At 27.4% G+C, this 24077-nt stretch carries 26 protein-coding genes; 19 read left to right on the forward strand and 7 right to left on the reverse strand.

Annotated elements, in window-relative coordinates:
• Nucleotides 1-6: 6 nt before the first annotated feature.
• From glsA to BUB33_RS00145, 4 genes are all read left to right on the forward strand, one after another.
• Nucleotides 7-921 carry a glutaminase A gene (gene glsA, locus BUB33_RS00130; RefSeq protein WP_072971392.1) on the forward strand — a complete coding sequence of 305 codons (915 nt, stop codon included), beginning with the start codon at nucleotides 7-9 and terminating at the stop codon, nucleotides 919-921.
• A 94-nt stretch (nucleotides 922-1015) separates the two neighbouring features.
• Nucleotides 1016-2230 carry a beta-N-acetylhexosaminidase gene (gene nagZ, locus BUB33_RS00135; RefSeq protein ID WP_072971395.1) on the forward strand — a complete coding sequence of 405 codons (1215 nt, stop codon included), beginning with the start codon at nucleotides 1016-1018 and terminating at the stop codon, nucleotides 2228-2230.
• A 29-nt stretch (nucleotides 2231-2259) separates the two neighbouring features.
• On the forward strand, nucleotides 2260-2463 hold the full coding sequence (locus tag BUB33_RS00140; protein ID WP_072971398.1) for a hypothetical protein: 204 nt from the start codon (nucleotides 2260-2262) through the stop codon (nucleotides 2461-2463).
• Nucleotides 2464-2475: 12 nt separating this feature from the next.
• Entirely contained in the window at nucleotides 2476-4284 is a 1809-nt protein-coding gene (locus tag BUB33_RS00145; protein WP_072971401.1) for a hypothetical protein, read from the forward strand.
• A gap of 3 nt (nucleotides 4285-4287) precedes the next feature.
• Here BUB33_RS00145 and BUB33_RS00150 read toward each other — a convergent pair whose 3' ends face one another.
• The gene (locus BUB33_RS00150) at nucleotides 4288-5430 is read right to left on the reverse strand and encodes an MFS transporter (RefSeq protein ID WP_072971405.1); all 1143 of its coding nucleotides are present in this window, start codon (nucleotides 5428-5430) and stop codon (nucleotides 4288-4290) included.
• Nucleotides 5431-5554: 124 nt separating this feature from the next.
• Here BUB33_RS00150 and BUB33_RS00155 point away from each other — a divergent pair, with 124 nt between their 5' ends.
• The 7 genes from BUB33_RS00155 to BUB33_RS00185 all read left to right on the forward strand — a co-directional run bounded on the left by BUB33_RS00155 (nucleotide 5555) and on the right by BUB33_RS00185 (nucleotide 12671).
• Nucleotides 5555-7285, forward strand: a complete 1731-nt coding sequence (locus tag BUB33_RS00155) for an ABC transporter ATP-binding protein (RefSeq protein ID WP_072971408.1) — start codon at nucleotides 5555-5557, stop codon at nucleotides 7283-7285.
• A 59-nt stretch (nucleotides 7286-7344) separates the two neighbouring features.
• Nucleotides 7345-7662 (forward strand): hypothetical protein, encoded by a 318-nt coding sequence (locus BUB33_RS00160; RefSeq protein WP_072971411.1) that lies wholly within the window; start codon nucleotides 7345-7347, stop codon nucleotides 7660-7662.
• 181 nt (nucleotides 7663-7843) lie between these two features.
• Nucleotides 7844-8692 carry a polysaccharide deacetylase family protein gene (locus tag BUB33_RS00165; RefSeq protein ID WP_072971414.1) on the forward strand — a complete coding sequence of 283 codons (849 nt, stop codon included), beginning with the start codon at nucleotides 7844-7846 and terminating at the stop codon, nucleotides 8690-8692.
• A gap of 19 nt (nucleotides 8693-8711) precedes the next feature.
• Nucleotides 8712-9407 (forward strand): response regulator transcription factor, encoded by a 696-nt coding sequence (locus tag BUB33_RS00170; RefSeq protein WP_072971417.1) that lies wholly within the window; start codon nucleotides 8712-8714, stop codon nucleotides 9405-9407.
• 45 nt (nucleotides 9408-9452) lie between these two features.
• Entirely contained in the window at nucleotides 9453-10853 is a 1401-nt protein-coding gene (locus BUB33_RS00175; RefSeq protein WP_072971421.1) for a sensor histidine kinase, read from the forward strand.
• Nucleotides 10850-12355: a hypothetical protein gene (locus BUB33_RS00180; protein WP_072971424.1), complete on the forward strand. Its 1506-nt coding sequence runs from the start codon at nucleotides 10850-10852 to the stop codon at nucleotides 12353-12355. The genes BUB33_RS00175 and BUB33_RS00180 overlap by 4 nt, the downstream gene beginning before the upstream one ends.
• 19 nt (nucleotides 12356-12374) lie before the next feature.
• On the forward strand, nucleotides 12375-12671 hold the full coding sequence (locus BUB33_RS00185) for a hypothetical protein (protein ID WP_072971427.1): 297 nt from the start codon (nucleotides 12375-12377) through the stop codon (nucleotides 12669-12671).
• A 1-nt stretch (nucleotide 12672) separates the two neighbouring features.
• Here the strand turns inward: BUB33_RS00185 and BUB33_RS00190 are convergent, their stop codons facing one another.
• Genes BUB33_RS00190 through BUB33_RS00205 form a run of 4 tightly spaced genes read right to left on the reverse strand, consistent with a single transcriptional unit; the run spans nucleotide 12673 to nucleotide 14550 of the window.
• Nucleotides 12673-13236: a glycerol-3-phosphate responsive antiterminator gene (locus BUB33_RS00190; protein ID WP_072971428.1), complete on the reverse strand. Its 564-nt coding sequence runs from the start codon at nucleotides 13234-13236 to the stop codon at nucleotides 12673-12675.
• 27 nt (nucleotides 13237-13263) lie between these two features.
• Nucleotides 13264-13509 (reverse strand): GIY-YIG nuclease family protein, encoded by a 246-nt coding sequence (locus BUB33_RS00195; protein ID WP_072971431.1) that lies wholly within the window; start codon nucleotides 13507-13509, stop codon nucleotides 13264-13266.
• Between the two features lie 10 nt (nucleotides 13510-13519).
• Nucleotides 13520-14137: a regulatory protein RecX gene (locus BUB33_RS00200; protein ID WP_072971434.1), complete on the reverse strand. Its 618-nt coding sequence runs from the start codon at nucleotides 14135-14137 to the stop codon at nucleotides 13520-13522.
• An 11-nt stretch (nucleotides 14138-14148) separates the two neighbouring features.
• The gene (locus tag BUB33_RS00205; RefSeq protein ID WP_072971437.1) at nucleotides 14149-14550 is read right to left on the reverse strand and encodes a PspC domain-containing protein; all 402 of its coding nucleotides are present in this window, start codon (nucleotides 14548-14550) and stop codon (nucleotides 14149-14151) included.
• A 138-nt stretch (nucleotides 14551-14688) separates the two neighbouring features.
• On the opposite strand from BUB33_RS00205, the gene BUB33_RS00210 reads away from it, so the two are divergent.
• The 5 genes from BUB33_RS00210 to BUB33_RS00230 all read left to right on the forward strand — a co-directional run bounded on the left by BUB33_RS00210 (nucleotide 14689) and on the right by BUB33_RS00230 (nucleotide 20277).
• A complete protein-coding gene (locus BUB33_RS00210; protein ID WP_072971440.1) occupies nucleotides 14689-15117 on the forward strand; it encodes an FHA domain-containing protein in 429 nt (142 codons plus the stop codon).
• 12 nt (nucleotides 15118-15129) lie between these two features.
• Nucleotides 15130-16377 (forward strand): FtsW/RodA/SpoVE family cell cycle protein, encoded by a 1248-nt coding sequence (locus BUB33_RS00215; RefSeq protein ID WP_072971442.1) that lies wholly within the window; start codon nucleotides 15130-15132, stop codon nucleotides 16375-16377.
• Entirely contained in the window at nucleotides 16361-17767 is a 1407-nt protein-coding gene (locus tag BUB33_RS00220) for a peptidoglycan D,D-transpeptidase FtsI family protein (protein ID WP_072971445.1), read from the forward strand. The genes BUB33_RS00215 and BUB33_RS00220 overlap by 17 nt, the downstream gene beginning before the upstream one ends.
• Nucleotides 17768-17781: 14 nt before the next feature.
• Nucleotides 17782-19584, forward strand: coding sequence for an oligoendopeptidase F (gene pepF / locus BUB33_RS00225; protein WP_072971448.1), 1803 nt, complete (start codon nucleotides 17782-17784; stop codon nucleotides 19582-19584).
• A 177-nt stretch (nucleotides 19585-19761) separates the two neighbouring features.
• On the forward strand, nucleotides 19762-20277 hold the full coding sequence (locus BUB33_RS00230) for a hypothetical protein (protein ID WP_072971451.1): 516 nt from the start codon (nucleotides 19762-19764) through the stop codon (nucleotides 20275-20277).
• A gap of 106 nt (nucleotides 20278-20383) precedes the next feature.
• Here BUB33_RS00230 and BUB33_RS00235 read toward each other — a convergent pair whose 3' ends face one another.
• Nucleotides 20384-21187 carry an NAD(+)/NADH kinase gene (locus BUB33_RS00235; protein ID WP_072972839.1) on the reverse strand — a complete coding sequence of 268 codons (804 nt, stop codon included), beginning with the start codon at nucleotides 21185-21187 and terminating at the stop codon, nucleotides 20384-20386.
• Nucleotides 21188-21299: 112 nt separating this feature from the next.
• On the opposite strand from BUB33_RS00235, the gene BUB33_RS00240 reads away from it, so the two are divergent.
• Complete coding sequence (locus tag BUB33_RS00240) at nucleotides 21300-22202, forward strand: RluA family pseudouridine synthase (protein WP_072971455.1); 903 nt, start codon at nucleotides 21300-21302, stop codon at nucleotides 22200-22202.
• Nucleotides 22203-22207: 5 nt separating this feature from the next.
• Here BUB33_RS00240 and BUB33_RS00245 read toward each other — a convergent pair whose 3' ends face one another.
• Nucleotides 22208-22855 (reverse strand): hypothetical protein, encoded by a 648-nt coding sequence (locus tag BUB33_RS00245; RefSeq protein WP_072971458.1) that lies wholly within the window; start codon nucleotides 22853-22855, stop codon nucleotides 22208-22210.
• A 134-nt stretch (nucleotides 22856-22989) separates the two neighbouring features.
• Between BUB33_RS00245 and BUB33_RS00250 the strand changes: the two genes are divergently transcribed.
• Nucleotides 22990-23274, forward strand: coding sequence for a hypothetical protein (locus tag BUB33_RS00250; protein ID WP_072971462.1), 285 nt, complete (start codon nucleotides 22990-22992; stop codon nucleotides 23272-23274).
• Between the two features lie 187 nt (nucleotides 23275-23461).
• Nucleotides 23462-24061 carry a HutD family protein gene (locus tag BUB33_RS00255; RefSeq protein ID WP_072971465.1) on the forward strand — a complete coding sequence of 200 codons (600 nt, stop codon included), beginning with the start codon at nucleotides 23462-23464 and terminating at the stop codon, nucleotides 24059-24061.
• The last annotated feature ends 16 nt before the right edge of the window (nucleotides 24062-24077 follow it).

Genomic DNA, 24077 nt, shown 5'->3' on the forward strand with positions numbered 1-24077 from the left:
GAAAAAATGGAGGCGTTATTATCTAAAATTATTGAAGAAAATAGATATTTAATATCTAAGGGGAAAGTTGCAGACTATATACCGGCACTATCAAAGGTAAATCCTAATAATATAGGAATTTGTCTAATGGATACAGATGGAAATATTTATAAGGCAGGAGATTATAACGTAAAGTTTACTATCCAAAGTATATCTAAAATTATGAGTCTAATGCTATCTTTAATAGATAATGGTGAAGAGAGTGTATTTAAAAAAATAGATTATGAACCGACAGAGGAACCATTTAATACATTATTTAAATTAGATTTTCCCCATACTGTAAAACCTTCTAATCCCATGATAAACTCAGGTGCCATAGTTACTACCTCTTTAATTAAAGGTAAAGGACAAGAGAAATTCAGTAGGTTATTAGAATTTATTAAGATGGTAACAAAAAATCCAAATATATCTTATAATGAAGAAGTATATTTATCAGAAAAGGAAACGGGACATAAAAATAGGGCAATGGCTTATTTAATGAGAGCTAGAGGATTTATAACAGGGGATGTAGAAGAAATATTAGACGTATATTTTAAGCAATGTTCCATAGAGGTAACTACATTAGATATTGCTAAAATAGGATTGTTTATAGCCAATAGATGCAAATTGATAAATCAGGATACTCAAATATCTGGTGATAGGGTTGCATCAATAGTTACAGCTATTATGGCAACTTGTGGAATGTATAATTTTAGTGGAGAATATGCTGCAACAGTGGGAATACCATCAAAAAGTGGAGTAGGTGGAGGCATATTGGGTACAATACCATATAAAATGGGTATAGGCATATTTAGTCCAGCATTAGACCAATATGGTAATTCTATTGTAGGATATGGAATTATGAAAGATTTATCCAGAGAATTAAATTTGAATATATTTTAAATTGGAGGGAGAAATCCCTCCATTAATTTTATATTTATTGTAAATAAGGTAAAACTATAATAAAATTAATATAACATAAGAAAAAGGTGATTAAATGAAGTTATATCTAAGAATTTTTATATTATTAGTAATTACTATTTTCATTGTAGGATGCAATAATAAACAGTTAGATATGGAAAAACCTAATATTGAAGAAAATAAACAACCAACAGATAGCATAAAAGATAAGATTAGAGCCATGTCATTAGAAGAAAAAATAGGACAATTGATGATTATTGGTTTTGATGGAATTGATGTTAATGAAGAAATTAGAAGCTTTATAGAAGAATTGAAAGTTGGAGGATTTATATTATTTTCAAGAAATATAGTAGATGAAAATCAGACTTTAACACTTCTTAATAAAATTAAGGAAGAAAATTCTAATAATGATGTACCTTTATTTTTATCTATAGATGAGGAAGGCGGAAGAGTTAGTAGATTACCTAAATCATTTGTAAAACTTCCTGAGGCTATGAAAGTAGGGAATAGAAATGATAAAAATATTTCATATGAATTTGGTAATATACTAGGGAGGAGAGTAAGTTCACTAGGATTCAATATAAACTTTGCACCAGTATTAGATATAAATTCTAACTCTCAAAATCCAGTAATAGGAAATAGAGCATTTGGAATCACTATAGACCAAGTAGTAGACAATGGATTAGAAGTATTACTAGGGATGAGAGAGATGGGCATAATACCAGCAGTAAAACATTTCCCAGGACATGGAGATACAAATATAGATTCCCATATTAAATTGCCTAAAGTAAATAAAACTTTGAATGAGTTAAAAGCATTTGAATTAGTTCCATTTATGGAAGCTATTAGTAAAGATATAGAAATAATAATGGTGGCACATATACTTTATCCTAATATAGATGATAATAATCCTGCAACTATGTCCTCAAAATTTATTCAAGATGTTCTAAGAGAAGATTTAGGATATGATGGAGTTGTTATATCTGATGATATGACTATGGGTGCAATTGTTGAAAATTATACCTTGGAGGAAGCAGCCTTATCCTTTATTAAGTCAGGCGGTGATATAGCTTTAATTTGCCATGGTAAAGATAATCCCAAAAAGGTATTTGAGAGAATAAAAGAAGCAGTGGATATTGGAGATTTAAAAGAGAAGGATATAGATGATAAAGTCTATAGAATCCTGAAACTTAAGAAAAAATATGATTTAGAAGATAAGATAATTACTACAATAGATTTAGAAACATTAAATAAAGATACTAAGGAGTTAATTAATCATATTAAGAGATAGTATTTAATTAAATTGTAGGGGATGATACATTGATAATTGGAATATATTCTATATTTATAGGAGTATTTGCTTATATACAAGAAAACTATAATATAGATATTGTAGATGAAGAAAGAAACTCTATCAACAAAAAATATATACAGAAAGATAAAAATTATAGATATAATGCCTTAGACAATGTTTTTTTCTTATCATTAGGAATGTTTAGAATTTTGAGTGGAATTATATATTAAGGTGGATTTATTATGATGAAAAGAATAATAAAATTAATGATATTGGCTTTAATAATATTAAGCCCTAACAATATATTGGCTGAAAATATAAACTCTATTATAGTAATAGTTGATGAGCTGCCAATAAAAACAGTGGAAGAATTATCAATTGATAAATGTAATCTAGGCTTTGTAAATTTAAAATCCAGACCTCCATATTCAGAAGAAGGACTATATTTATCTATAAATACTGGTAAGAAACTGAGTTTGAAAGATGTTGGTAAAAAAGATAAAAAAACAAACTATTTAGGAGATGTCTTAAAAAAAGAAAAAGTTTCTTATATGGGAGATGGTAAAGCTCATTTTTTAGTTAGAAATAAAGAAGGAAATGTTAATTATAGTGAAGATTTTATAATATACAATTATAGATGGTTAATAGAAAAAACAGATATTTTATTAAAAAAGTCTGATGTATTAGTGTTAGAATATGAAATTCAGCATGATAAAAACAGATTAGATATTTTAAATAAATATTTAAATAATTATAGAGATGAACAGATAATTGTTTTACCAAAAGCTGTTGCCATGGAAGATAATTATTTACTAAATAGATATCTTGTTCCAGTTCTTTATCTTAATGGAGAAAATAGTGGATTATTAACTAGTTTATCTACTAAAAGAGAAGGGTTTATTGCTTTAGAAGATATTTCATATCAAATTAAAGAAACATATGGGCATGGAAAGAAGACTGATATAGGAAAGCCATTTAAATTGATAGAAGCAGATAATCCTAAAAAAGAATTTGAAAATATATATAAAAAAAATATGAATCTATTAATTATTGCATATTTATTTCATGGATTAACTTATTTCTCTCAGGTGTTACTTGGAATATGGATTTTGAAGTTTAATAAATTGGATAAAGGGATATATATTATATATGCTTTTACCTTGGTAAATATTTTTACATCTTTAATATTAGGTTTGTTTGAATTGCAAAAAAACTTTTTACCATATTTAATTATTCATATATTAATATCTTATTTAATTACAAGATTTATTATAGAAAGACAAATAGATTTAACTAAAATTCTGAGTATATTAACATATAGTATAATCGTTCTAGGTATATGTTTATATCCCAATATGATTTACAATTCTTATATAGGATTTAATAATCTAGTTTATGGAGCTAGATATTATGGAATGAACAATGGGATTATGGGAATTTTATTAGTTACTTCCATATTAAGTTTTTTTAGTATTACTGAATCAATAAATAATGTATTCATGAAAAGACTTATTGGATTATCTATTTTTATTATAAATATGCTAGTATTATCAACATATTTTGGAGCTAACACTGGTGGATTTATAACATCTATTATATTATTTGGAATTATGGTTTGTATTTTATTTTTCTCTGGTAAAAATAATTTTAGAAAATTAATTTTATTCTTTTTAATAGGTATATCTATATTTGCTTTAAACATAATGATTGATAATATTACAGGAGAAAATACTCATGCCCTTGGATTTTTTTATAGACTAAAGGAAAATGGTATATATGAATTAGTTTCTATGGCATCTTTTAAAGCTAAGGAACTTTTTAAATTAACAATATTGCCACCATTCTCTATAGTCTTGATTTTCCAAATAATTATACTTAAAAATATAAAGAAAACTATAATAAATAATGAAATTCTAAAAAAAGAAGCAATGATAATTATCATCACTTCTTTAATAGGCTTTATATTAAATGATACAGGAATCATAACACTTATTTATATGATTAATTATTTGATATTAAGAATAATTAGTGATAATAAAATTGTAGAGTAGGGGCTATTCTTTTATATGAAGTTTAGATATAATGACAACCGCTAAGGCTGACGAAAAACTAGCTATTCCTATGATAAACTTAAAACCTCCAAAATTATAAATGACAGGGGCAACTAAGCTATAAAATGTTATTGTTATAGCATTCATAGTATAGAATAAACTCATAAAAGTTCCTCTTTTTTCAGGGAAAATTTCTGAACATAATGCTTGGTAAGAAGTCCAACCGCCATCTAATCCAAAGGAAAATATGGTTGTAAATCCTAGTACAAAAAACAAAGAATGAAAATAAGGGATTGGAGCTATGGCCAATACCATGATAGCAAACAATATTTTAGATATTTTAAATTTCCCAAGTTTATCTGAAGAAATTGCAGAAAAAAGGATTCCAGATATTGTACCAATGGCAATAATGGTATAGGAAATTCCAATATTTACTTGGGAAACGTTGAAATTATTTGATAAATATATACTCAGATAATTTAATATTAAAGATGGTGCAGTAAGTAATAAGAATACAGTAACTAATACTTTTTTAGCAGTTGAATTTTTTAAAAGAGATAAGAATTCATTTTTATCTACACTTACATCAGGTGATTTCTTAGTTTCTGGTAAATAACTTAATAAAATTAATGATAATATTCCTACAACAGCTAAGGGCATATATATCACCATAAGATTATTATATTTACTTACTAAATAGGTAGCGTAAATAGGACTAACTAGAATAGCAATACCAAAGGCTGTTCTAAGTAAACCAGAGGCTTTTCCACGATTCTCATAGGAGATAAACTCAGATATGTATGATAGATTTGTACCACTTATGGAAAAATAAGCGAAGCCAATGAATATCCTAGCAAAGGCAAAAACATAGGGAGATTTTGCAAAACCACCAACAATAGATCCAAATATAAATAAAATCAGGGATATAGATAGACTTTTTTTCTTACCTTGCTTATCAGCAAATACGCCTAGATAAGGAACTAAAAAGCCAATAGCTGAGTATCCTAGATTAAATAATATTACCATACCTTCTTTTATGGAGAAGTGATTAGCAAGAAAGGGTGCTAAAGGACCGACTATGCCCATTTCCATAGCTATTATCAATTGAATTAAGAATGTAGTTAAAAACATTAATATACTGTTCATTTTACGCCTCCAATCGTTAATTGTTAATGAGTATATATTATAATACAATTGAAAAAAAAGCAAAGCTATTATATAATATTCGTGACTCGAAATATTTTGTTATATAGTTAAGGGGAGTGATTTTTTGATTAAGAGATTTGCATCATATTATAAACCTTATAAAAAATTATTTTTTACGGATATGTTTTTCGCACTTCTTATATCCATATCTGATCTTGTCTTTCCACTTTTTACTAGGAAAATGATAAACGAAATAATACCAGAAGGTAGAATGGATCTTTTAGTAAGATGGACTATTGTAATGATTTTTTTATTTATTCTTAGATATGCAAGTAATTATTTTGTATTATATTGGGGTCATATATTAGGTGTGAAAATTGAGCATGATATGAGAAGAGATATATTTTCTCATTTACAATCTTTACCTTTTAGCTATTATGACAATACTAAGACAGGCCATATAATGTCTAGAATAGTAAATGATTTGAGAGATATAACAGAACTTGCTCATCATGGACCAGAGGATTTGTTTATATCTTTAGTAATGTTATTAGGTTCTTTTGTAGTATTAATTAGAATTGAATGGAGGCTTACTTTAATTCTATTTACATTTATTCCTATTGCAATATGGTTTATTATGTCAAAAAGAAATAGGATGTCAAATTCCTTTAGGGAAGTAAGGAAAAAAATTGCAAATGTAAATTCACAACTTGAAAATAGTATTTCAGGAATTAGAGTAGCAAAATCATTTACTAATGAAGAGTATGAAATCGAAAAATTTAATGAGGGAAATCTTAAATTTAGCAATGCTAGGAAAGGCTCATACAAAGTTATGGCTGAATTTTTAGCAGGAATTGGAGTTATGTCAAGTATACTTAATTTATTGGTAATAAGTCTTGGAGGTTATTTTGTATATAGAGGCATAATTAACTTTGGTGATTTGTTTTCCTTCACTCTTTATGTTAACTTTTTTATGCAGCCAATCAGAAGGTTATCTGAATTTTCTCAACAACTTCAAGATGGTATGACGGGATTTGAAAGATTCGTTGAGATTATGAATATAGAATCTGATATTATAGATAAAGAAAATGCAGTAGAATTAGATGAAGTAAAGGGAAATATTAAATTTAATAATGTATCTTTTAGCTACAATAATGGTAAGAACACAGTGCTTTCTAATTTGAATCTTTCTATTGAAGCAGGAAAGACTGTAGCTTTAGTTGGACCTTCAGGTGCAGGAAAGACTACACTATGTCATCTTATTCCACGCTTCTATGAAATAGAAGAAGGAGAAATTTTAATAGATAATATAGATATTAGAGATATTAAAATTAAAAGCTTGAGAAAGAAAATAGGATTAGTTCAACAAGAGGTGTTTTTATTTACTGGTACAATTAGGGATAATATAATATATGGAAATCCAGAGGCAAATGATGATGAAATAATTGAGGCAGCTAAAAAAGCAAGAATACATGATTTCATATTATCTTTACCAGATGGATATAATACTTATATAGGTGAGAAAGGAGTAAAATTATCTGGAGGACAAAAGCAGAGAATTTCAATTGCTAGATTGTTTCTAAAAAATCCTCCAATTTTAATACTAGATGAAGCTACTTCAGCACTTGATAATGAAACTGAAATAATGATACAAAAATCTTTGGAAGATTTATCTAAGGGAAGAACCACATTAGTAATAGCCCATAGATTATCAACAATAAAGAATGCTGATGAAATTCTAGTATTAACTTCTGATGGAATTGCAGAAAGTGGAAATCATGAAGAATTATTAAAAGAAGATAATTTATATGCTAAGCTATATAAATCTCAATTTAAGGATTTATTGGAAGAATAGTATCAAAAGCATCTCCCATATCATATTATATTAAAGGAATATAAAGGGGAGGTGTTTTTATGTATTATGATTATCCTGAACTATATTACAGAATCTATCCTAAGGTTATATCAGCAGTAAATGAACATTTAGATGAGAATTATTCTATGGAGAATATTACTAAAGAGCAAATGGAAAAGATGGTTGATGACATATATATAAAAATGGTACATGAATGTCCAGAAATACATGAAGATCCATATGAAAGAAGGTATAGAGGCAGAGTCAGAGGTGAGCAAAGGGTATTTTATGGAAGAAGTAGGATTATTAGAGATTTAATAACAATATTATTGATTTCAGAAATATTTAGAAGAAATCAAAGTTTTTATCCACTATAATAAATAGGCTGAAAGCAGCCTATTTTAGTTTGAATATTGTTTTTTGGGAAATATATATATAAGAATATAAAATGTAAAAGCTTTGTAACTATTTATTAATTTATTTGTAACCAATAGAATTAATATTTATAATATGCTAGAATTAAATAGAGCATAGTCAATATATAGAGAGGTGACATAAATGAAAAGAAAAAAAATTTTTTTAGCAGCTATTATATTGTTTTTAATTGGTGGTACATCAGCAAGATTCTTTTTTAATTCTACAAATACAGTTGTGGCTGTAAGCGTAGTAGATACCTTAGATATAATGGGGGAAAAAAACCCTATTAATAGAGCATTATATCAAGAAATCAGACAAATTAAAGAAGAACGATTTAAAGCTGAAATGGAAGCTAAAAGAATGGAAGAAGAAAAACTTGCAGAAGAAAAAGTTAAAAATGGGAAAATAGCTTATTTAACCTTTGATGATGGACCTTCTAAACAATCAACACCTGCAATATTAGACATATTATCTGAATATGATATTAAGGCTACTTTTTTTGTTTTAGGAAGAATGGCTAAACTTAATCCAGATATGATAAAGAGAATTAATGAAGAAGGTCATTCAATTGGTCATCATTCTTATAGTCATAATTATGGTTATATCTATAAAAATACCAATAATTTTTTAGGAGAACTGAAGTTAACAGAAAAGGTGCTTAAAGATACTTTAGGAGAAGATTTTGAAACAAAGTTATTAAGATTTCCAGGTGGTTCTTTTGAAAAGCATAAGCAAAAGTTTTTAAAGGTGACAGGAGATTTAGGATATAAAAATTATAATTGGAATGCATTAAATGGTGATGCAGAAGGCGTAAATATACCAAAAAATAAATTAGTAAATAGATTAAAGTCCACAGCTAAAGGAAAGAAAGAAATTATTGTATTAATGCACGATACTGATGCTAAGAAAACAACAGTGGAAGCCTTGCCTGAAATAATAGATTATCTTATAAAAGAAGGATATGAATTTAGGGCATTGGATCAATACTAAGATTGGGATGTGATTTTTAGTGGATAAATCAATTCTTGTGGTAGAAGATGAATCTTCTATAAGGAAGTTTGTAAAAATAAATTTAGAGAGAAATGGTTTTAAGGTACTTGAAGCTGAAAGTGGAGAAGAAGGAATAGCAATAGCAAGAAAAGAAAAAATAGATATGGTAATTCTGGATATTATGCTACCAGGAATTGATGGATTTCAAGTATGTAAAGTTTTACGAGAAGAATTTCCAAATTTAGGAATAATAATGTTAACGGCTAAATCTCAAGATGTAGACAAGATAATGGGTTTAGAATATGGAACGGATGATTATATGACTAAACCGTTTAATCCAACGGAGTTAGTCTTGAGAGTGAAATCTTTAGCAAGGAGGATAGAGTCATCTGATGATATAAGGGAAAGCACTATATTAGTATCTAAACCTTTTGAAATAGATACTTATTCTCGTAAATTTTATAAAGAAAATTGTGAAATAGAGCTTACTCCTACGGAATATGCCATAGCAAAACTTTTTCTTCAAAATCCTGGGAGAGCTTTTAAAAGAGATGAAATTTTAAACCTAGTGTGGGGATATGACTTTGTAGGGGATTCTAAAATTGTAGATGTGAATATTAGAAGACTTAGGGCTAAAATAGAAAATGACTCTAGTAACCCTAGTTTTATAGAAACAGTTTGGGGAATTGGATATAGATGGAAAAATGCAGACTAGAAAATTTATTGATTAGATATAGCATAGAGAGTAGAGGAAATATAAATGAAAAAAAGTATAAAAATTAGATTGGTTAAAAACTTTATGCTAATAATTATTATCACTGTAGTTATTTTAGAGATTGTTCTCATAAACGGTGTAAAGGACTATTATTATAAAAATATTGAGGATATACTTACTAATCAAATAGAATTTTCTATAGATTATTACTTAAGATATTTTTCATCTGATACATTAGAAGATACTATTATAGACGATGTAGATGCATTTTGGCAACATACAACGGCACAGGTTCAGATACTTAATTTTGATGGTGAGTTATTAATGGATTCATTAGGGGTTGCAAATGATAATTCTAATTTGTATCCAGATATAAAAAATGCAGTAAACGGACAAAAAGGTGTTTGGGTAGGAAATGTAAATTATTACAGTAGTCCAGTAATGTCTGTTTCTATCCCCATAAAGGATAGAGATAAAATTATAGGACTTATTAGATTTATTACTTCTCTTAAAGGAACTAATGATATGATAAAATCTATTTCCTTTTTATTATTGGGAATGGGGCTTATAGTTATATTTATTTCTGGCATAGTAAGTATTTTTCTTGCAGATTCTATTGTAAGACCTCTTAAAGAAGTGACACAGATAGCAGAAAAAATGGCTGATGGACAACTTAAGGTGAGAAGTAATATTCAGTTACAAGATGAGATTGGCAAATTATCAGATACGTTAAATTATATGGCTGAAGAATTAATTAAGAAAGAACAGATAAAAAATGACTTTATATCTTCTATATCTCACGAGCTTCGTACTCCACTTACATCTATAAAAGGATGGGCAATTACACTAAGATCTGAAGATTTTGGTGGAAATGAAATCGTATTAGATGGACTTGAAATAATTGAAAAAGAAAGTGATAGACTTAGTAATATGGTTGAAGATCTTCTAGATTTTTCTAGATTTGTTTCTGGAAGAATAAAGCTAGAAAATGATGAGTTTCAAATAAAAGATACAATTGAGATGATTGGAAAACAATTAACTCCTAGAGCTATAAATAATAGAATTGAATTTATTATAAATATAGATCAAAATCTAGGATATATGCTTGGAGATGAAAATAGAATAAAACAAGTACTTATCAATCTCTTAGATAATGCATTTAAATTTACATCAGAAGACGGTAAAGTCATTTTAAATGCATATAAAGAGGATGATAATCTGGTATTAGAAGTAAAGGATACAGGAATTGGCATATCTGAAGAGGATTTACCTAAGATAAAGGAGAAGTTTTATAAAGGCAAAAATAGTAAATCCCATAGTGGGATTGGGTTATCTATTTGCGATGAAATCGTTAAACTTCATAATGGAATTATGGAAATAACATCAAATATTAATGAGGGAACAAAGGTAACTATAAAGCTGCCACTAAGGGAGGCTTTTAAATGAAAAAAGTATATTTGATTATATCTACCATAGCTTTAGTTGTTTTTTTAAGTTCTTGTAGTGTTAATAAATTTGAAATAAAGGACAGGATAAAGACTCCAAAAAATAATTTGCCACCTATAGAAGGGAAATGGACTATGGATAAGTTTATTGATAGTCCTTATAAAAAAGGAGAAGTAGAGAATTCTGAAAATTTAATGGGAAAAGAAGCTTTATTTCATAAATCTGCTATAGTAATAGGTGAGAATTATGCTATAGAACCAACCTATAGATTGAAGAATGTAAAGCTTGCTGATTATTTATTATATAAATATAAAATAGAGCCTAAGGAACTGGGTATTTCAGATGATAATGCTCAAATAATAACCATATATAGTAATGATCAATATTTTCATGAATTTATTAAATATAATAATAGTGAAATGATTACGTTTATTGATGATAGATTTTATTTTTTAAAAAAGAGTGTTGACCAAATAAGTAAGGAAGAAATTGATAGATATATAAATATTGAAGAGAGTATCATGAGAATTTCAAATACTGAGGAAGTTGATACTTTACGATCGGGTATTCTTTTAGGAATAAAATCTCATTTTTATGATGAAACTAATCAGCTTGCTAACTGGGAATATAAGACCATTTGGATTAGAGCAAATAATCGTAGTATCGCTTCTATATATGAAATGGATAATCTATTAGTGCCAAGAAAAAAAGGATTTTGGTTAGTAAATGTAGAAAGAGAAAATATAGATAACTCTTTAAATGATAAAATTAAAGCAATACAAAAAGGGGATATTAAAGAAGAATTTCTTGATAATAGAGAAGCCTACTCATTTGGAACTTTTTTGGAATCAAAGGCAAAGACTTTATATCCATCTATACTTAAGAATATTTTATACATTGGTAATGATTATATCTCTACGGAATTAATTGATTTATCAAATGGGAAAAGAAACTTAAAAGTTTATCCAATTGATCACTTAGAAGATGAAAGACCTATTAAAATTTCAGATATAATTGGTCAAGAGGGATTGAGTGTATTTAAAGAAGGTGCTCAAAATGCAATTAAAACAAATTCAAATATACTACTGGATGAGGAAAGTTTTGGATTAGCCCGAAGAAATGGATACTGGATTATGAAGGGTAGAATAAATTATAAAAGTGATGACGAGGAATATTATAAGGATTATAATATAAAAACAATCCCTCCTAAAGAATTAGTTAATTACGATAAGTTGACTATACCTTGGAGCATTGTAAAGTCAAAAGTGCCTGAAGCTATAGATGCTTTTACATCACCTAATGAAGATATAATAATAATCGTGACTAGAAGAAATTTATTATTATATTCAATTAATAACAATGAAATATCTCAAAATGAAATAGGTAGAATTAAAATGGATAATTCAGAAACTGTTGTTATGGCAGAATGGGCTACTGGTAGATATACCATGTTATGGGAAGAAGAATTTTTGAAAAATGAAACAGAAGTAATAAAATATTAAGCAAAAATGGGGGATGGGAATGAATGAGTTCATAGTTCATTTGGAATTTGCAAAAATATTAGGGATATTTATATTTAGTACCATAATGATTACTTCTGTAATGTATTTTATTTTCAAAAAAAATAGATTTATAAAATATATTCCGGGATTTATTTTAATGATTATTGGAGTATATAATTTATTTTATATAGGCAATGATAGTTCTAATTTAGATAGAGTTAATAGATTGCTAATTATTATGGTTACAATGGTTTCTGGATTTATTGGACTATCTACAGGACTTATTATTGGAATATTTAAAAAGGGTAAGGAATAATTTAAATGTCCCAAAGAATTTTATTAGATGTGGCTATTCCTATGGCACCAGCATCTAAACTAGAGTTTAAATCATATTTATCCGTAATTAAGCCACTGGCAATTACGGATATTTTTGTTTCGTCAATAATATTTTTTATTATTTTAGGCATTATGCCAGGGAGTAATTCAATAGCATTGGGACGTACTTGTTTTATAGAAGATATGCCATTGTTAAGAGAATATGAATTAGAAATAAATAATCTTTGTATAGTGAATACACCCATATCTTTACTTAATTTTACTAAATGGCTTTTTTCTGTTATTATTCCATCTGGAGAAATATTCTTAATTATATATTCTAAGCCCAAAGTATCCTTGGAAAAACCATCAATAGAATCAATATATATATATATGCCTTTATTTTTTAACCTTATTTTATTTGTTATTTCTTTTAAATAGAATATATTTCCTGTAGTAAGAAATATAATTTCACAAGGAGACTTTAAGGCATCATCTAATCTATTTAAGTCTTGAACAGTTGCAATTATAGGATTTCGTAGGATTCTATCAAAAAAGTGAACCATTATCTCACCTCTAGAACTTTCTATTATTTAATCATGAACTTTTATAAGTTTTAGTTTTTGTTTCCTAGAGAATTGCTTTATTGCATACTCTCTTTTTTGTGCATCTATTTTATTATTAAACTTTTCAAAATATACTAGCTGTACTGGCAATCTAGAACGAGTATATTTTGAAGCTTTACCTGAATTATGCATAGATATTCTTTTATTTAAATTTATAGTCCAACCTGTATAAAGAGTATTGTCATTACACTGTAAAATATATACATAACACAAACTTAATCACCTAATCTTTCAAAATATCCTTAACTACTTTAGAGATAATATCATAGGAATATCCTTTTCTTTGCAGAAAACCAGAAAGTTTTCTATATATACTATTGTAATCATCATTTTTATAAGATTTTAGTTTTTTTAATGCTATTTCCATTGCTATTTCATATTGTTCCTCATAGTCAACAATAAGAAGCTCATCTATTATATCCTTAGATATTCCTTTTAGTATCAATTCATATCTTATTCTTTTTGGACCAAGTTTATTTAGATTTGTCTTATCTTTAATAAAAGATTGGGCAAAATCCTTATCATCTAAATACCTATTTTCTCTACAGTAATTCATAGCATATTCTATATGTGAATCTTCAAAACCTTTACGTTTGAGAGCAGTATATATCTCATTTTCTGATCTTTGCCTATAGGATAGTAAATTTAATGCATGATTTAAAACTTTGTTTCGTTCCTCAGCCTCTAAGACTTCTTTAATAAATGCATCATTTACTTCCATGCCAATTTCTAACTTATATTTATATCTTAATTCTTCGTCAATTCCTATGGAGAATATATTATCCACATAAATATTAACTCTGTTTTTATTTCTTTGTGGTTCAATGCTGGTAATTTTCATAATAACTCCTTTTATTTATCTCTTTGATTAATCAATATATATATACCCAATAAAATTAATAATATTGGCCAAAACTTCCTTAGATTTGCTAGTGGGAAGGTGAACCAAGGAAAGATTACCCTAGCTAACATAAAACTTCCCCAAATTATTAATCCACCACCTATGAACAAAGGGGTGTTGTTGCGAAGTTTCTCATTACGTACACTGTAATCATCACTATAAATAATTCCATCATCTTCAGGTATAACTAAACCACAAATTAGATAAACTAACACTGTAGTACCAAAAGATGGTAATCCAATTAATATCCAAGCAATGCGGACTACAGTAGGGTCAATATTAAAATATTCTCCTATACCACCACAAATACCAGAAAATACTCTATTGTTTTTAGAACGTTTTATTTTGTTCAAACTAACACCTCATTTCTTGTATAATATTTTATCAGATTTTTGTTATTGTTTAAATAGGAGTTATAAAAATTTAAACTAATTCACAATTCATAAAGTTTATGATAACATAAGTAAATAAAGAGAGTTTTGGAGGTAGCTATGTATAATATATTAGCTTTATTATTCAAATATATATTTATTGTAATTATATATCTATTTATTTTCAGTATTATTAGACTTATTTATCTAGACATAAGAGGAATTGAGGGAATAGGTTCAGATGCTAATGTATATTTAAAACTTATTAATAGAAAAGATTCATTGCCATTTAAAATAAAGGAATATTACTTTATTAAAGAAGTTATTTCTTTAGGAAGACATGGAGATAATACTATTGTGGTAAAGGATCCCTTTGTTTCCAAAAGGCATTTTCAAATAATAGAAGATGAAGGAGATTACTATTTGGAAGATTTGAATAGTGCTAATGGAACATATTTAAATGGAGATAGGATATTTGATGTAGTGAGATTAAATGATGGAGATATTATTAGGGTAGGGCAAATAGAATTTTTATTTGTAGATAGATGATAGGAGAATATTATGTTTAAAAGAGTAATTAAGGGAAAATCCCCAAGAAATTTATTATTTATTTTTGAAATTTTGGCTTTGCTTTTATTATTAATTTATCAAGGAGAAAAAATTGATAAATTAACTTTGGGAACGGGATTAGGATTGGTATTAGTAATATACTTATCTAATTATTTACTAACTAAAGTTTCAACTGGAGATAATTATATATTTTTAATTGTTACTATGCTAATATCCATAGGTATTATAATGATATATAGAATTGACGAGGGACTAGGTATTAAACAGCTAATATGGTTGTCCGCTGGTATATTTATATTTTTTATAACTTATTTTATTTTAAAATATGTAAGAGGATGGGGAAATTGGATTTATCTCTATATAGCTGGAGCTTATATTCTCTTTTTTATAACTTTTATATTTGGAAGTAGAAAAAAGGGAGCTATAAACTGGGTAAGTCTAGGGAAAATTGCTTTTCAACCAGCTGAAATCACTAAGCTTTTACTTGTTTTTATATTAGCAGCTTATTATTCCAATATTTCAAAATGGAAGGAAAGAAAGTATTCATCGTATTATTTAATGGGAATAGTATATTCCTTTATTACATTATTGTTTTTACAAAGAGACTTAGGTACGTCCTTAGTTTTTTATGCCATATTTATTGCAATACAATTTATTTATGAAGAAGACAGAAAATTAGTATTATATAATATTGGTTTTTTTGCCATTGGAGGTATATTGGGGTACACATTATTTGACCATGTTAAAATTAGGTTTCAAGCCTGGTTGAACCCTTGGAAATATATAGAAAGACAGGGATATCAAATAACCCAGTCTTTATTTGCCATTGCTGAAGGTGGATTTTTTGGTAGTGGTTTGGGACTTGGATATCCAGATTTTATTCCTGTTGTATATACAGATTTTATTTTTTCAGCCATTTGTGAAGAAATGGGAATATTTACTGGGATAGGTATAATAATGTTGTTTATGATTTTAGTATATAGAGGTTTTAAAATTGGAATATCACAGGAAAATCAATTTTATAAAATACTTGCTTTAGGTATCAGTACTTTATTTGGTATACAATCTTTCATTATATTAGGTGGGGTGCTTAAGATGATACCATTAACAGGATTAACTTTACCTTTTGTAAGCTATGGAGGCAGTTCAATAGTGTCTAGTTTTATTGCCCTTGGAGTATTGCAAGTATGTTCTGAGGAAATAGAAGTAAAGGAGTATGCTGATGAACAAGGAGAATAAAAGAATAGTTGTTGTTTTAATAGGACTTTGTCTAATGTTTATATCCTTAATAGTATATATTAGTTATTTTCAAATTTTTGAAGCAGAAGCAATAAAAAATAACAGCTATAATAAAAGATTATGGATTAATGAAGAATCAATATTAAGAGGCTCTATATATGATAGAAATGGAAAAACATTAGCCTATAGTGAAAAAATAGATGATACTTATAAAAGATATTATATATATGGTAGGTTATATAGTCATATAATAGGATATAGTTACAGAGAATATGGCAAGTCAGGTTTAGAGCTTCAATACAATAATACATTATTAAATATAAATGAAAATGCTGCAATAAATGAAATAAAGAATATTGTAGCACCAACAACTGAAGGAAATTCCATTAAGCTGACTATAGATCATGAACTCCAAGCTAAAGCAAGAACATTATTAAAGGGTAAGAAGGGTTCTATTGTGGCTATGAATCCTAGTACAGGAGAGATATATGCAATGGTTAGTCTTCCAGACTTTGATGTTGCAAATTTGAAGGCAGATTGGAAGGCAATAACAGAAAGCCCTGATAGTCCACTTATTAATAGAGCTACACAAGGGCTATATCCACCAGGCTCTACATTTAAACTTATAACTACTATTGCTGTTCTAAACACAGCAAATTTAGAAGAATATTATAATTGCACAGGTAGTACAAATATTAATGGTTATGTATTTAAAGATTATCAAGGAAAAGCACATGGAAATATAGATTTAAGACAAGCATTAATTAAATCATGTAACACCTATTTTGCTACAAAATCCATTGAAATAGGGAAAGATAGAATAGGGAATACAGCAGAAAGATTTATGATAAATAATAATATTCCCTTTGATTTACCCATTAAAAGTTCACAGTTTCCTTTTAAAGAAAACTTAGATAAAACAGATATAGCTGCTGCAGCAATAGGGCAGGGGAAAGTATTAGTTACACCATTAAATATGGCTTTAATAGTATCTGGAATAGCAAATGAAGGACAGATAGTAAAACCTATTCTAGTTAAAGAGATTATATCTAAAAATAATAAGATTTTAAAAAAGAATACTACTGAAGTTTTATCCCAAGGAACTGATTCTATTACAGCTAATAAACTTAAAGATATGATGGTAGATGTAGTAAAATCAGGAACAGGGAAGAATGCAAGAATAAAAAATATAAAAGTAGCTGGAAAAACTGGTACTGCTGAGAATTCCTCAGGTAAGTCTCATGCGTGGTTTGTCGGCTTTGCACCAGCAGATGAACCCAAAATTGCAATTGCAGTGATATTAGAGGAGGAAGGGTCAACTGGAGGGAAATCTGCAGCACCTATAGCTAGGGACATTATGATTCATGCAATAAATAATATCAAAGATTAAAAGGAGGTAATTGGATGGAAAGTAATAAAGAAATACTTGAGAGAAAAGATATTAAAAAAGAACATCAGTGGGATTTGGAGTCTATGTTTATTAATTTTAATGAATGGGAGAAATCTTATAATAAAGCTAAGGAGATGGCTAGAGATTTTATCTTATATAAAGGTGGAGTAGTCTCCAGTGCTGAAAATTTTTATAATGTACTTAGAGATAAAGATGATTTATATAGAATAACAGAACATTTATATTCATATGCTCATATGAAATTAGATGAAGATACTAGAGAAGGAAAATCTCAAGAACTATCAGACAAGGGTCTAGGTTTGTATGTAGAAGTAGAAGAAAAAACTTCATTTTTAGTGCCTGAGATATTAACTTTAGAGCCTAATACATTAGATAGGTATTTTCAGGAAAAGCCTGAATTGAAGGTATATAAACAATATATTGAAGATATAATGAGACAAAAAGAACATATACTTTCTTCTAGAGAAGAATCTATATTGGCTCAAATGGGAGAAGTGGGAAATTCACCACAGAAGATATTCTCAATGCTAAATAATGCTGATTTGAAGTTCCCGACTATTAAGGATGAAGATGGCAAAGATGTGGAAATCACTCATGGTAATTTTATTCCACTTATGGAATCAAAGAATAGAGATGTAAGAAAAAAAGCTTTTGAAGCACTATATAATACTTATAAAGGATTCAAAAATACATTTGCAGCTTCACTAAATGGAGATTTAAAAAATAATATATTTAATTCAAATGTAAGAAAATATAAATCAAGTAGAGAAGCATCCTTAAATCAAAATAATATATCTTTATCTGTATATGATAATTTAATCAATTCAATTCATAATAATCTAGGCAGCATGTATAAGTATATGGAAATCAGAAAGAGAGCTTTAGGAGTAGAAGAACTTCATATGTATGACTTATATACTCCAATAGTTAAAGATGTAGATTTGAAGATACCATATGAAGAAGGAGTAGAAATAGTAAAAAGAGCATTAACTTCCCTTGGTGAAGAGTATATGGCAGTAGTAGAAGAAGGATTTAGTTCAAGGTGGATAGATATATATGAAAATAGGGGCAAAAGATCTGGTGCATATTCAGGAGGTTCCTATGATTCCAAACCATTTATACTATTAAATTATCATGACACATTGGATAATGTGTTTACAGTGGCTCATGAATTAGGACATTCAATCCATAGTTATTTTACAAGAAAGACACAGCCTTTCGTTTATGGAAATTATTCTATATTTGTAGCAGAAGTTGCCTCAACAGCAAATGAAGCTTTACTTATGGACTACATGTTAAAGAATGTTAAAGATAAAAATGAGAGATTATATTTATTAAATCATTATTTAGAAAGCTTTAGGACTACAGTATTTAGACAAACTATGTTTGCAGAGTTTGAGAAAATAATAAATGAATATCTTGAAAGTGGCGGAGCTATAACTGCAGATTATCTATGTGAAACCTACAAGGATATTAATAAATTGTATTATGGACCAAATATGGTAGTGGATGACGAAATAGGAATGGAATGGGCAAGAATACCTCACTTTTACTATAATTATTATGTATTTCAGTATGCAACAGGCTATTCTGCAGCAGTGGCATTATCTGAAAAAATATTACAAGAAGGAAAACCAGCAGTAGATAGATATATAAACTTTTTAAAGAGTGGAAGTTCAGATTATCCCTTAAATGTATTAAAAACAGCAGGAGTAGATATGACAACAGAAGAACCAGTAAATAATGCAATGAAATTATTTAGTAAGCTAGTTGATGAAATGGATAAGTTAATATAGTTACAAAAGATAAGGGGGAAGCCAATGTTCACTGTACAAGCAAGACTAGATTCTATTTCAATTATATATTCATATATTAGTCTTATAATATCACTAGCTATAATAGGTTTAGGTATATATTTGTTTAAAAAGATAATTAAAATTATTAATAACCTATTTTAAATAGGAGATGATAGTATGAATAAGAAAAAGATTGTATTATTCTGTGCTTTGATAATAATTTTTATAGTTGTTTTTATTATAAAGACAAAAAGTAATATTTATAAATATTATGATAATAGAGGCATAGAAAAGATGGATATTAAAAATATTATTGATGAAACAATGGGTTTGGGAACATTAAGTATAAAATTAACAGAGCTATTAGAAAAATATGATATTCAAGATGAGTATTCATTAGTTGAGAAAATTGTAATGGATAAGTTTGCCAATAAATCAGTTGAGGTCGAGATGGACATAAAGCCTAAAGATATGCCAAGTATGTATGGTGTAATATTTGAAGAAAACTATGTTGTGGATTTAATAAAAAGACATAGTGGCAATAAAACGAGTAAAGAAGACTATAAATTTAATCTTGAGTATTTAAAAGATAATTATGAGGAACTATTAAAATTTGAAAATATTAAAGATAGAAATCACATTAAAAATAATTATATAGATGAATATATTGAAATCTATAGCCACTATGAGTAAGTTTAATAGAAATGAATCTTGTAAAGGGAAATAAAGTTTATAGAATTCACTACTAGTTTATACGAGTGAGTAGTGAATTCTATTTGTATTTGTTAGGAAAAGTTTTCTATAAAAATTTACTCTTAAGATTATTCCAATACATATTCTTATCAAAGTTTAATTTTTTAATAGTTTTATCGGAAATTTTTAAATCAATATTTGTAATATTATTATATTTAAACTCAACTCCATCATTTATAACTAAAATTGAATTTTCATATCTAAGTTCTGGTCTGATAGATATAATTATATCTCCAGGTATTACTGCACTATTTGGTAGAGATCTATAAGCTTTTGAACTAATAGGGGATAATGGGGTGAGTTGCAAGGTTTTCAAGGATGGGTAGATTATACTGCCACCACTAGAAAAGTTATAGGCAGTACTACCTACAGGTGTTGATATAATAACTCCATCACCACTAAAGCGTTCTAAATGATTGCCATCTATAAATATTTCTAAATGAACAACTTTTGATTTAAGTCCCTTAATAACTATTTCATTAACACCAGTTAGAAAAAAAGTCTTGTTTTTAGTACATATATTTGCACTTACTAATGAAATTTCTTCTACGATATAATCCTTTTCTATATATTTATCAATAAACTCATCTATGTTTTCCGGTAATATTTCTTGAAAAAAACCTAAATGTCCAGTATTTATTCCTACAAATGGTATATTTGGAAACTTATTACGATGTATTGCACGTAGAAAAGCTCCATCACCACCTACACATATATTAAGCTCTGCATTATTGCTATAATTTTCTGGAATATAAAATCCTTTATGTTTAAGTTTTTCTGATAAAAGTTTAGATGTTTTCTTTGATTCAAAGTTATAATTTGAAATAATATTTATTATTCTGTTATCCATAAGTTTCACAAATTGACCCCCTAAATGGTTTTAGCCTTTAAAATTAAATAAAATTTGATATAATTAGTTTACCAATATTATATAATAAACATAAGGAAAATTGGAGGGAAATATGAATTTATTTGAAGAAAGTGAAAATATTGTTGTTTTTGAAGTCCAAGAGGATAGATTAGATTTGGAAGATTTTCTTTCCAGTAAGGATATATCAGGAAGATTGTTTAGAAAACTATATAAGGCAAAGCAGATATATGTGGATGGTAAATTTAAGCGAAAAGGCTTAACTCTCGAAAAAGGAGCAGTAGTTTCTATTTATATGGAAGATGAAAGTGAAAACACAAAGCCAGAGAAAATGGATATAAATATTGTCTATGAAGATTTTGATTTTTTAATTTTAAACAAACAGCCAAATATAGTTGTACATCCAACAAAATCCCATCAAGAAAATACTTTATCCAATGGAATATCTTATTATTTTAAGGAAAAAGGTATAAAAAAGAAAATAAGATTTGTCAATAGATTAGATATGGATACTACTGGAATATTAATAGTGGCAAAAAATCCTTTTGCCCATCAGCAAATGGCTTTACAGTTTGAGTCCCATAAGGTAGAAAAGAAATACCAGGCAATAGTAGATGGTATTGTAGAAAAGGATGAAAATTATATTAATCTACCAATTGGCAGGGAAGAAGATAAGAGTATTAGAAAAACAGTAACAGAGGAAGGTCAAGATGCTCTAACTAAATATACTGTTATTGAAAGATATAAAGATGCAACTTTACTTGATGTACAAATATTTACAGGAAGGTCTCATCAAATCAGAGTTCATTTAGACCATATAGGTCATCCTATAATTGGAGATAGTCTCTATAATAAAGAGAGTCCTTATATAAATAGGCAGGCTCTCCATTCATATTATTTAAAAGTAAAGCATCCTAGAACGAAAGAAGATATAGAATTTATTGCTCCATTACCTAAGGATATGGAAAATCTAATAAACCATCTAAAGAATAAGTAAAATACTTATTCTTTAGATGGTTTTTCTATTATCTCTATTTTTTTATTCTCTTCCTTATTTTCTTGCTTTGGTGAATTTAGAATTTTCATTATTTCCATCATCTTGCCCATTTCTTTAAATTTATCTTTGTTTTTTAGATCATCACCATCCATTAAAGGTGTGAGTATATTCATTAACTGAGTAGGATCATTTAATCCATCTTGACTATTTATTACAGAAGTTAATACTGAAAACATTTTTTTATACGTATCCATATTTATAATTAAATCCATAATCATTCCAACATTTTTAGTTTCTGATCTAGAAGCTTCTTTTTGTAGTACATGTATTATTTTATTTAGCCTATCTTTATTACTATCTACAATTGTAGCTTCCTTAATATATTGATATTCTTCATTTTTCATGAATTCAATTAATTCATTTATCTTCATAATACGTTCAGTAAATAATATTGATTTATTTATCAAAGGTATGTACTGTTCAGGGAAATATGTCCCAATTTTTTTTGCCATTCTAATTTTTTCTAAAGTATATTTAGTATCAATCTCCATAGTGTTTACAAAATTTTCTAAGGTGTTTAACCCTGTTAGCTTGTTGCCTTGATTTTTTCCAGCTATTAAAAGAACTATAAATATTAAAATATTATTATCCAAAACCAGCCCCCCTTGACTATAGAATAGATATAATACTCATTATATGCAGAGCTAGATTAATAGTTGCAATATCTTTTAGTAATATATTTATTCTATATTTCATAAATTATGATATAAGAAAGGGAGGGATTAAAATGGAAGATAAAAAAATGAAGAATATTATTGATAAGCTTGAGGGATATACTCCTAGTGATGAAGAAATTTCAATAATTGAAAATCTTGCAGATAAGTATATGGATAAGTCAGAGGAGGATATATTTGTAGAGATTATAAAGGTAAAATCTGATATGGAAGATAAGATAAGCGATGAGCAATATGCTTCAATATTAGAAAAACTAGACACTATTCGACCTATGTTAAATGAAGAGCAAAATATTAAGTTAAATAAAGTGATAGAATTGCTAAATAAAGATAAGTAAGATGAGAAGGGTTAATTACCCTTCTTTTTGTTGATAGAATATAATATAAAACTTAAGTTTGTAGAAATTATTAATGAAAAAATTAATACAAATAGATAAATTAATGTTAATATATAAATATGGTATATTTTAAAATAAAGATTATAAACTGTGATTTTGATAAAATTAAAAAATGGAAGTGAATAATATGGAAGTTGTTAAAAAATTAATTAAAGAAAATGATTATATAACAACAGAATGGTCGGGTGGAAAGACTACACAATTATTTATATATCCAGAAGATTCAAATTACGATGCTCGTAATTTTAAATTTAGATTAAGCTCTGCTACTGTAGAATTGGGGGAATCAGAGTTCACTAAATTAGAAGGAATACATAGATTTATTACACCACTTAATGGAGAACTTAAATTAACACATAATCATAAAGACTATATTAATTTAAAACCTTTTCAGATATATGAATTTGATGGAGGTATAAATACTACAAGTTATGGAATAGTAAAAGATTTTAATTTAATGCTAGGAAATGGAGTGAAAGGAGAACTTGAAAGTATTTATATAGATAGAGAATATTCTTTAATAAAAGAAAATCAATCTAATTTTAATGAAATTTTTTACTTTATATATGCTTATAATAATATTGTATATATTAGTTTTAATAAAGAGATAAATATTATTAAACCTTTTGAAATTTTTTTGATTAAATTGAATGGAAATTTAGATTTAAACTTGAATATAAATTCTCAAAATCCTTCGGATATTTTATTAGCAAGAATATATATATAAATTCTACACAAAAGCC

The sequence above is a fragment of the Tissierella praeacuta DSM 18095 genome (genome assembly GCF_900128955.1).
GTDB lineage: Bacteria > Bacillota > Clostridia > Tissierellales > Tissierellaceae > Tissierella > Tissierella praeacuta.

Coding starts and splice junctions, on each gene's coding strand:
- BUB33_RS00165 (WP_072971414.1), top strand. CDS start 7,844: ATGAAAAGAAAAAAAATTTTTTTAGCAGCTATTATATTGTTTTTAATT.
- BUB33_RS00250 (WP_072971462.1), top strand. CDS start 22,990: ATGGAAGATAAAAAAATGAAGAATATTATTGATAAGCTTGAGGGATAT.
- BUB33_RS00180 (WP_072971424.1), top strand. CDS start 10,850: ATGAAAAAAGTATATTTGATTATATCTACCATAGCTTTAGTTGTTTTT.
- BUB33_RS00240 (WP_072971455.1), top strand. CDS start 21,300: ATGAATTTATTTGAAGAAAGTGAAAATATTGTTGTTTTTGAAGTCCAA.
- nagZ (WP_072971395.1), top strand. CDS start 1,016: ATGAAGTTATATCTAAGAATTTTTATATTATTAGTAATTACTATTTTC.
- BUB33_RS00145 (WP_072971401.1), top strand. CDS start 2,476: ATGATGAAAAGAATAATAAAATTAATGATATTGGCTTTAATAATATTA.
- BUB33_RS00160 (WP_072971411.1), top strand. CDS start 7,345: ATGTATTATGATTATCCTGAACTATATTACAGAATCTATCCTAAGGTT.
- BUB33_RS00185 (WP_072971427.1), top strand. CDS start 12,375: ATGAATGAGTTCATAGTTCATTTGGAATTTGCAAAAATATTAGGGATA.
- glsA (WP_072971392.1), top strand. CDS start 7: ATGGAGGCGTTATTATCTAAAATTATTGAAGAAAATAGATATTTAATA.
- BUB33_RS00235 (WP_072972839.1), bottom strand. CDS start 21,187: ATGGATAACAGAATAATAAATATTATTTCAAATTATAACTTTGAATCA.
- BUB33_RS00215 (WP_072971442.1), top strand. CDS start 15,130: ATGTTTAAAAGAGTAATTAAGGGAAAATCCCCAAGAAATTTATTATTT.
- BUB33_RS00200 (WP_072971434.1), bottom strand. CDS start 14,137: ATGAAAATTACCAGCATTGAACCACAAAGAAATAAAAACAGAGTTAAT.
- BUB33_RS00210 (WP_072971440.1), top strand. CDS start 14,689: ATGTATAATATATTAGCTTTATTATTCAAATATATATTTATTGTAATT.
- BUB33_RS00150 (WP_072971405.1), bottom strand. CDS start 5,430: ATGAACAGTATATTAATGTTTTTAACTACATTCTTAATTCAATTGATA.
- BUB33_RS00175 (WP_072971421.1), top strand. CDS start 9,453: ATGAAAAAAAGTATAAAAATTAGATTGGTTAAAAACTTTATGCTAATA.
- BUB33_RS00255 (WP_072971465.1), top strand. CDS start 23,462: ATGGAAGTTGTTAAAAAATTAATTAAAGAAAATGATTATATAACAACA.
- BUB33_RS00190 (WP_072971428.1), bottom strand. CDS start 13,236: ATGGTTCACTTTTTTGATAGAATCCTACGAAATCCTATAATTGCAACT.
- BUB33_RS00220 (WP_072971445.1), top strand. CDS start 16,361: ATGAACAAGGAGAATAAAAGAATAGTTGTTGTTTTAATAGGACTTTGT.
- BUB33_RS00230 (WP_072971451.1), top strand. CDS start 19,762: ATGAATAAGAAAAAGATTGTATTATTCTGTGCTTTGATAATAATTTTT.
- pepF (WP_072971448.1), top strand. CDS start 17,782: ATGGAAAGTAATAAAGAAATACTTGAGAGAAAAGATATTAAAAAAGAA.